Below are 8,650 nucleotides of genomic sequence, written 5' to 3' on the forward strand. Positions count from 1 at the left end.
GTCACCCGCTCCGCGCGCGAAAGCCCGGGCCTCCTCCAGGGGACCCGGGCTTTCGCCGTCCTCGGCCCGCGTCCGCGCCCTGGGAGCCATCCGGTGCCCGGTTTCACGCGGAAGCGGGCACTCAACGGCTCCTAGGGCGCACGGTGGCGCGGGCCAGCGCGCACAGCGCAGCGGAACTACGCCGACGCGGCCGTCAGCGCCTCCACCTCGTCGTCTGCGAGCGTGAGCGACAACGCCCCCACGAGCGTCTCGAGCTGCGACGTGTTGCGAGCCGACGCGATCGGCGCCACCACGGTGGGCTGCACCGCGAGCCACGCGAGTGCGACGGACGCGACAGGCACCGCATGCGCCGCCGCGACCTCGTCGAGAACGGTCAGCACCCGGCGCCCGCGGTCATCGAGGTACGCGGAGGCATCGGCCGCTCGCACGCTCTCGACCGAAGCACCGTCACGGTATTTGCCCGTCAGGAAGCCCTTCGCGAGCGACCAGTACGGCAGCGCACCCAGGCCGTGGCGCTGGGCCGCGGCACGCAGATCGCCCTCGTAACCACGCTCCACCAGGTTGTAATGCGGCTGCAGGGCGACGGGTCGGTGCAGGCCATCGGCAGCCACCGCATCCATCCACTCATCGATACGTGCCACCGAGAAGTTCGAGATGCCGATCTCGCGTACCAGGCCCTCATCGACCAGCTCGGAGAAGGCCGCGGCGGTCTGAGCGATCGGCTCGTCGTGGTCGAAGTGCGCGTAGTACAGGTCGATGTGATCGGTCCCGAGTCGCTTCAACGAAGCCTCGGCCGCCGTCTTGATCGTCGACGCGGACAGCCCGCGGAAGTCCTGGTGCTCGCTGACCTTGGTGGCGATGAGGACGTCGTCACGACGTCCGGTCGCGGCGAGCCATTGACCGATCATCTCCTCGGATTCCCCGCCCCGGTGGCCCGGAGCCCAGGCCGAGTAGACGTCGGCCGTATCAATAAGCCGCCCGCCGGCGTCGGCGAAGCCGCTCAGCACAGCAAACGAATCGTCGCGGTCGGCGGTCCAGCCGAACACGTTGCCGCCGAGCGCGAGCGGCGCGCCGGCGAGGTCGAGAGTTCCGAGGGTGGGTGCGGTGTGGGTATTCACGGTCATGCCATCGATAACGGCCGATGCCGTGGCCGGCATTCCGTGAATCGTCAACCAAACTCGTGGTCGGGATCCGTTACATGAACAGCGCGAGGATCAGCCCCGAGAGGGCGAGGGCCACGGTGTCGTGCAGGGCATCGAGCAGCGTCACGCCCGGGTGGCGGGCCGCAAAGCCGTTGTGCAACGCATGCGCTCCCCCGCGGAAGACCAGTCCAATCACCGCGCCAAACGTGAGCCCTGCGGCCCAGCCGTCGACGCCGAGGCCCACCATGAGCATCGCCAGCACGATGATCCCCAGCACGTTCGCGAGGAACGTGCCGCCGAATGCCACGCCCATGTTGGCGTTCTCGACGTCGGAAGCCTCGATCTTGCCCAGCCGCTTCCACACAGGAAAGACGCCGGCTGGCGAGTAATAGAACCACCCGAACGCGAAGGTGACCACGAACGCGACGAGCACTCCCCACCACGGGATGCCGTCAAACGAGAACCACTCCATCACGAGCCTGCTTTCTCTACGGCGACGGCGATGTCGTCGAGGTCTTCGACGAGCGCCTTGCGCGTGGCCTTCATGGCAGCCTTGCCGAACAGCGCCATCATGACACGCTGGCCCACTCCAGGGTCCTCCGTTTCGGCACCGAACGTGACGACGAGCTCCGTGCCCTCGTCGATCGGGGTGAGGCGGAACACCGTCGTATACAGCGCACCCCCCGCCCGCGACTGGACCGTGTAGGAGCGCGGCTCGTCGATATCGCTGACCCACATGGTCTCGGCCTCGTCGCGGCCAAACATCCGCCGCGTCTCTCGCCACCGCGTTCCCACGGAGAAGCCCTCGCCCTCGACCCGCTCGACGGCGACGATGTTGCGCATGACCTCGGGCGCGGAATCGAGGTCGGTGATCACGCGCCAAACCTCCTCGGGTGACCCGTGGATCTCCTTGGTGACCTCGACCGACTCGTCGCTCACGCTTACCTCCCTCGTGCGGCGACGCCGCTGTCGCCTTGACTCACCCTAGCGCCGGGCATCACGGGGCCTCCGACCGCATTGCCTCGAGTGCATGACGTATGGCCGCGACATCCTGCTCGTGCGTCCGTCGCGTGGATCGCTCTCGTCCGCGGCGGGTGGACCGCAGCGCTACGCGCTCGATCCACGTGAGGCTCCTGGTCTCGATATCGATCTGGTGGCTCCACTCGACCTCGCCGCCCACCTGCCGAAACTGGTGCGTTCCCGTCACGTGGCCGTCGGGAAACCACGATCGCGTCGTGTACGACTCCGGCGGGCGAATGGCAATCAACTCCGACTCGAACGTGTGGTGCTCGCCCGAATCGAGGATGCCGGTCGTCACCATGCGGCTCCCGATCGTTGCCCACTGACCCTCGATCACGTCGATCCGCACCATCCGCGGGTCATGTTTCACCTGGGCTTCGCGGCTCGACACGTAGGCCCACACCTCGTCGATGGTCGCCCGCAGCGTCGTGACATGCACGGTGCGCTCTCGATAAACGGTCACGGAAGGCACCGTACTGGAGCCGCTGCGCACCTCGAAGGAAGTCGTTTTGTTGCCGCAACGGGCGCATCGGCGCTAGCCTGGCCGCACACGCCCTCGGAGGAGACTCACCATGAGCAACGGCAGCCGCGTCGCCACGACGCAGGTCACTGCCGCCCCGATGTGCCCCCAGCCCTCGAGCATGTGCTGCCGCATGTGCTGCGAGGGCTGCTGTCTGTAGAGCGTTGGCTCCCGGCCCCCTTGGGCCCACTCGCACGCCGCCAGCGCTCGCCTTGAACCGGAATCGAGTCTCGACTCGCCGTGTTCTCACCCCGTGCCCATCCAGGCAAGTCACTACCTGCAAGCCACCATCACAAGGAAGAGAGATATGGCCAAGATCTACGAGGACGCCACGGCGCTCATCGGCAACACCCCGCTCGTCAAGATCAACTCGCTCACCGAGGGCGTCGACGCCACGGTGCTCGGCAAGCTCGAGTTCTACAACCCCGCCAACTCCGTCAAGGACCGCCTGGGTGTCGCCATCGTCGACGCCGCCGAGGCATCGGGCGAGCTCAAGCCCGGCGGCACCATCGTCGAGGCCACCTCGGGCAACACCGGCATCGCGCTCGCGATGGTCGGCGCCGCGCGCGGCTACAACGTGGTGCTCGCGATGCCCGAGACCATGTCGAAGGAGCGCCGCGCCCTGCTGCGTGCCTTCGGTGCGGAGCTGGTCCTCACCCCCGGACCCGAGGGCATGAAGGGCGCCGTCGACGCGGCGAACAAGATCGCCGAGGAGCGCCCCGGCTCGATCCTCGCCCGCCAGTTCGCGAACGAGGCCAACCCCGAGATCCACCGCAAGACCACCGCGGAGGAGATCTGGGCCGACACCGACGGCGAGGTCGACATTGTCGTCGCCGGCATCGGCACGGGCGGCACCATCACCGGCGTGGGTGAGGTGCTGAAGGCCAAGAAGCCCGAGGTGAAGATCATCGCCGTCGAGCCCAAGGAGTCGCCTATCCTCAACGGCGGCGAGCCCGGCCCGCACAAGATTCAGGGCATCGGCGCGAACTTTGTGCCCGAGATCCTCAACACGGAGATCTACGACGAGGTCATCGACGTCGACTCCGAGACCGCCATCGCGACCGCGCGCGCCGCGGCCCGCAAGGAGGGCCTGCTGGTCGGCATCTCGTCCGGCGCCGCCCTGCACGCCGCCATCGAGGTCGCCAAGCGTCCCGAGAACGCCGGCAAGACCATCGTCACCATCATCCCGTCGTTCGGCGAGCGTTACCTGTCGTCGGTGCTGTACGCCGACCTGATGGACTAAGGAGTCCCCCGTCCCCATGACTGCTGACCGCATCGGCCCCCTGCGTCTGGCCATCGAGGATGTCAAGACGGCGCTGATCCGCGACCCCGCGGCCCGCTCCGCCCTTGTCATCGCGCTGTCCTACCAGGGCGTTCACGCCGTGTGGCACCACCGGATCGCTCACTGGCTGTGGAACCACGGCCTGAAGACGTACGGCCGCCTGTGGTCGCAGTACGCGCGGCGTCGCACCGGGATCGAGATTCATCCCGGTGCGACGCTCGGGCGGCGCGTCTTCATCGATCACGGCATGGGTGTCGTGATCGGTGAGACCGCCGTGGTCGGCAACGACGTGCTGCTGTTCCATGGGGTGACGCTGGGTGGCACCACCATGAGCCCTGGCAAGCGCCACCCCACGGTGGGTGACCGCGTGGTCGTCGGGGCGGGTGCCAAGGTGCTGGGCCCGGTGCACATCGGCTGCGACGCCCGCATCGGCGCCAACGCCGTGGTCGTGAAGGACGTCCCCGACGGCGCCACTGCGGTCGGCATCCCCGCCAAAATCCGCGAGCACCCCTCGGCACGCGAGGCCGGGACCGCGGCATCATCGATCGACGCTGGCGACTCACACATTCACCCGGACCCCGATGCTATTCCGGCCGCGGCGGCGGCGGACCACGAGCAGCGCGAGCCCGCGATGTACTACATCTGACACGCCGACACGCCGCCGTCGGCTTGTTCACAAACCGCGGTGTCATGGCTGGCAGAGCGCCAAGAGTGGCGCTACTGTGACGAACGGAGCCACCGCTCCGAGACGTCTGGCGCGATCCCTCAGCCGCGCCAACGAAGACGGGCCCCTCACCGATCGGTGAGGGGCCCGTTGTCATTCTTCTGGCGTGGCTTACGAGGCGAAGGCCCTCAGCATCCAGGCCGTCTCCTCGTGGAAGTCGAGCCGCGCGTTGTAGAGGTCGGCGGTCGCGCCGTCGCCCGCCTCGTCGGCCGCCTCCGACAGCGGCCGAATCGCCGCGGCGACGGCCTCGTGGTCGCGCTGCAGGTTCTTCACCATCGTCATCGCGTCGTCCGTGGGCTCGTGGTCCTTGAGCGTGGCAAGTTCCAGCATCTCCGCCATCGACCCGGGGGCTTTCTCACCGAGGGCGCGCATGCGCTCGGCGAGGTCGTCCGCGGCCTCGAAGAGCGCCTGATACTGCTCCTCGAGCATGAGGTGCAGCGAGCGGAAGTGCGGACCGGTCACGTTCCAGTGATAGCCGTGCGTCTTGAGGTACAGCGTGAACGTGTCGGCGAGGGTCTGACCAAGGCCGGCGTTGATGGCCTTCAGGTCCTTCTCCTCGATACCAATCGCGGGGGTCTGCGACTCCGTCATGACAGATCTCCTTGTAGTTCTGGCCCGCTCGTACCGCGGGCGCCGTCGCCCGTCATAACGCCGCGGGGCGGGGCCGCCATTCCCCTCGTGCCGCCTCGCACCCGTGGGAATGGCCGATGCGCGGGTACGGTTTTGTGGGTATGAGCACCTTTGGCATTGAGCCCGTCTCGTTCGACGGTTCCGACGCGTGTCCCGCTCCCATGGCAGCGCACCTGCCCGACGACGATGCTTTGGTCGCGGCCCTGTCCCAGGCGCGCACCGTCGCCGTGGTGGGGGCCTCCCCCAACGATCACCGCACGTCGTACGCGATCGCGGTGTGGCTGATGGAGCACACACCCTATGAGGTCTACCTCGTGAACCCCGTCGCCGTGGGCGAAGAGATCCGGGGCCACGCGTTCTACGCCGACCTTGCGGACCTTCCCGTCAAGCCCGACATCGTGGACGTGTTCCGGCGCGCCGAGCACGTGGCGCCGGTCGCGGACGCTGCGGTCAAGGCCGAGGCGGACATGCTGTGGCTGCAGCTGGGCATCGTGAACGACGGTGCCGCAGCGGTCGCCGCACAGGCGGGACTCACCGTGGTGCAGAACCACTGCATCAAGGTCGAGTACGAGCGCCTGCGCACGCCCATCGAGGAGGCCATGGCGGGCTAAGCGCGCCCGGCGCACCGACGTGTGCCACGATCGCTCCATGAGTTCCCCCGATGGCTACCGCCTCATCTCGACCGACGCCTCGCGCGCGGTCGAGGTCCTCCATGTGACGTCGTTCGCGTTCGCGTTCACCGTGCCCCAGAAGGACGCCGACTTCATCACGCGCGTCTATCCCTTCGGCGCCGGCCGCGCCGTCGAAGTGGCCGATGCCGCACGCGGCACCGTGGGCACGCTCGCGGCCGCACACACGTCGTTTCGTTTCCACCTCGCGGTCCCAGGCGGGCGCTCCATCGCCACGTCCGGGCTGTCGTGGGTGTCGGTGCACCCGGGCCATCGCAGGCGCGGCCTGCTGACCGCGATGATCGCGGACCACTTCGCGAACTCCCGTGCACGCGGCGAGGCGATCAGCGCGCTGTACGCCTCGGAGACACAGATCTACCAGCGCTTCGGCTACGGCCTCGCTGCGCGTACCGCGATGGTCGAGCTGTCGCGTGGGGCCAAGATGCGAGAGGTGGCGGGCGCAGACGAGCTCATCGTCGAGATCGACTCGGCCTCCTACGACCGGCATGCCCCGGTGCTCCAGGAGGTGCAGGCGGCGATGACGAGGCCCGGCAGCATCGTGGACTTCGAAGAGGTCACGGTCGCGGAGGCCTTCCTGGATATCGAGGCCGACCGCGACGGAGCCGACGAGCTCCGCATCGTGATCGTGCGCGACGGCGAGCGCCCGCTCGCGTGGGCGCTGCTCAATCGCAAGGCCAACTGGGATCTGCACTCCCCCGACGGCAAGGTGCAGGTGCGCGCGTGGGGATCGGCCGCTGCGCATGCCACGGCCCGGCTGATGCGCGTGCTCGTCGACTTCGACCTCATGTCCAAGACGGCCATCTCCCGCATCGCGCTCGACGACGAGACGCTCCACCTGCTGGTCGATCCTCGCGGTGCCCGTGCGTCGATCGAGGACAACCTGTGGGTGCGCGTCCTCGACGTGGCCGCGGCGCTCGAGGGCCGCGGCTACGCCGCCGACTGCGACGTCACGGTCGCCATAGCGGACCCGCAGGTGCCCGACAACGCCGGCACGTGGCGCATTCGCGTGACGGGCGGCGAGGCCACCGTGACCCGCACCGACGACGACGCGGACCTCTCGATGAGCATTCAGGAACTCGGCGCGGCCTACCTGGGCGGCACCTCCATCGCCACTCTCACGCGCGCTGGCCTGGTGACGGAGCACCGCGACGGCGCGGCCAGCGAGCTCTCGCGCGCCATGCTGTCCGACCTCGCGCCGTCCTGCAATATCGGGTTCTGACCACCCAAGCCAGCCACGGCATCGGCCGTATTCCCCCGAGGGAAGAACACCTCACGATTTCTTTACCCGCACAAAACCTGAAATGGTAGAAGCATGAAGAAGGCAGAGGGTTACCAGTCCATCTCCGTCCCCGAGGACCGTCTCGACGAGTTCTTCCAGGTGGTCCAGTGGGCCTTCGTGGGCGAATGGCTCATCGAGGACCGCCAGGATTACGTCGACGCACTGCCCACCGAGCGCGCCCGCGCGCTGCAGGTGACCGACGACCGGCGCGGCGAGCTCGGCGACATCGCCGCCGTCCACGCGAGCTTCGGCACCGAGATGGTCACGCCCGGGGGCCGGCGCGTCCCCACCGCGGGCCTGTCGTGGCTGGGCGTGCACCCCGCACACCGCCGCCGCGGCCTCATGACGCAGATGATGCACGACCACTTCGCGCGGTGCCTGGAGCGCGGCGAGGCCGTGAGCGCCCTGTACGCGATGGAGGCTGAGATCTACTCGCGCTTTGGCTACGGCATGGCATCGCAGACCGTGAAGGCGTCCATCCCGCGCGGCTCGAAGATGTGGCCGGTCGAGGGCGCCGACGATCTCACGGTGCGCCTGGAGCGCGCCGACTTCGACAAGCACGACGAGCTCGTGTCGGACTTGCAGGCCAAGCTCACGCGCCCCGCGACCATCATCAACCCCGTGGGCTCGGGCCGTAACGCCCGCTTCACCGACCCCGTGGGCAACCGCCACGGCTACGAGAAGTGGCGCATCTGCATCGTCGAGGACCGCGGCGAGCCCGTGGCGTATGCGTTCTTCCGCCGCAAGCCCGACTCTGAGCTGGGCATCCACGACGGCGTGTGCCAGGTGCGCGAGCATGGGTCGCTCACGGCGGCCGCGTCACAGCGACTGTGGGCCACACTCACCGACTTCGATCTGGTGGGCACCACCAACACCGAGAACCTCGCGACGGATGACCCGCTGCTGTACCAGCTGAAGGACTCGCGCGGCATCCGATCCAAGGTCATCGACAACCTCTGGGTGCGCCTGCTGGACGTCGAGACCGCGCTGGAGGCGCGCGAGTACTTCCACGACTGCTCGGTCACGTTTGCCCTCACCGACAAGCACGTGCCGGACAACGCGGGCGTGTGGCGCATCGTGGTCGAAGGCGCGGATGCCACCGTGACGAAGATCAGTGACGACCCGCACGGCGAGGCGGACCTGTCGATGGACGCTCGCCACCTATCGACCATCTACCTGGGCGGCACCTCGGTCGAGGCGCTCGCCGCGGCGGGACAGATTCACGAGCACACGCCCGGCCAGGCCCGCGAACTCGCGGTGGCGATGATGTCGCCGGTCGCGCCGCTGACCAACTGGGACTTCTAGGCCGTTCCTCGGCTTCAGCCCCGCAGCCGCGTCCTAGCGGGACATGAGGGTCGCAGAAT

At 68.3% G+C, this 8,650-nt stretch carries 10 protein-coding genes; 5 read left to right on the forward strand and 5 right to left on the reverse strand.

Annotated elements, in window-relative coordinates; all coding sequences use genetic code 11:
* Positions 1-176: 176 nt before the first annotated feature.
* The 4 genes from B7K20_RS12735 to B7K20_RS12750 all read right to left on the reverse strand — a co-directional run bounded on the left by B7K20_RS12735 (position 177) and on the right by B7K20_RS12750 (position 2,625).
* Positions 177-1,124, reverse strand: coding sequence for an aldo/keto reductase (locus B7K20_RS12735; RefSeq protein ID WP_084102917.1), 948 nt, complete (start codon positions 1,122-1,124; stop codon positions 177-179).
* Positions 1,125-1,194: 70 nt separating this feature from the next.
* Entirely contained in the window at positions 1,195-1,614 is a 420-nt protein-coding gene (locus B7K20_RS12740) for a DUF1761 domain-containing protein (protein WP_084102909.1), read from the reverse strand.
* Positions 1,614-2,081 (reverse strand): SRPBCC family protein, encoded by a 468-nt coding sequence (locus B7K20_RS12745; RefSeq protein WP_084102910.1) that lies wholly within the window; start codon positions 2,079-2,081, stop codon positions 1,614-1,616. Before B7K20_RS12745 ends, B7K20_RS12740 begins: the two co-directional genes overlap by 1 nt.
* Positions 2,082-2,139: 58 nt before the next feature.
* Entirely contained in the window at positions 2,140-2,625 is a 486-nt protein-coding gene (locus B7K20_RS12750) for an SRPBCC family protein (protein ID WP_144018693.1), read from the reverse strand.
* Positions 2,626-2,989: 364 nt separating this feature from the next.
* Here B7K20_RS12750 and cysK point away from each other — a divergent pair, with 364 nt between their 5' ends.
* Together cysK and cysE are read left to right on the forward strand one after the other, a co-directional pair.
* Positions 2,990-3,925 (forward strand): cysteine synthase A, encoded by a 936-nt coding sequence (gene cysK, locus B7K20_RS12755; protein WP_084102912.1) that lies wholly within the window; start codon positions 2,990-2,992, stop codon positions 3,923-3,925.
* 16 nt (positions 3,926-3,941) lie between these two features.
* Complete coding sequence (gene cysE, locus B7K20_RS12760) at positions 3,942-4,610, forward strand: serine O-acetyltransferase (RefSeq protein ID WP_084102913.1); 669 nt, start codon at positions 3,942-3,944, stop codon at positions 4,608-4,610.
* Positions 4,611-4,799: 189 nt separating this feature from the next.
* On the opposite strand, the gene B7K20_RS12765 is transcribed toward cysE, so the two are convergent.
* Positions 4,800-5,279 (reverse strand): Dps family protein, encoded by a 480-nt coding sequence (locus tag B7K20_RS12765; RefSeq protein ID WP_084102914.1) that lies wholly within the window; start codon positions 5,277-5,279, stop codon positions 4,800-4,802.
* A gap of 140 nt (positions 5,280-5,419) precedes the next feature.
* On the opposite strand from B7K20_RS12765, the gene B7K20_RS12770 reads away from it, so the two are divergent.
* From B7K20_RS12770 to eis, 3 genes are all read left to right on the forward strand, one after another.
* The gene (locus B7K20_RS12770; RefSeq protein WP_200809108.1) at positions 5,420-5,929 is read left to right on the forward strand and encodes a CoA-binding protein; all 510 of its coding nucleotides are present in this window, start codon (positions 5,420-5,422) and stop codon (positions 5,927-5,929) included.
* A gap of 37 nt (positions 5,930-5,966) precedes the next feature.
* The gene (locus B7K20_RS12775) at positions 5,967-7,226 is read left to right on the forward strand and encodes a GNAT family N-acetyltransferase (RefSeq protein ID WP_084102915.1); all 1,260 of its coding nucleotides are present in this window, start codon (positions 5,967-5,969) and stop codon (positions 7,224-7,226) included.
* 93 nt (positions 7,227-7,319) lie between these two features.
* Positions 7,320-8,591 carry an enhanced intracellular survival protein Eis gene (gene eis / locus B7K20_RS12780; protein WP_084102916.1) on the forward strand — a complete coding sequence of 424 codons (1,272 nt, stop codon included), beginning with the start codon at positions 7,320-7,322 and terminating at the stop codon, positions 8,589-8,591.
* Positions 8,592-8,650 lie beyond the last annotated feature (59 nt).

Origin of the sequence: Demequina sp. NBRC 110051, from assembly GCF_002090055.1 — a bacterium.
Classification (GTDB): domain Bacteria; phylum Actinomycetota; class Actinomycetes; order Actinomycetales; family Demequinaceae; genus Demequina.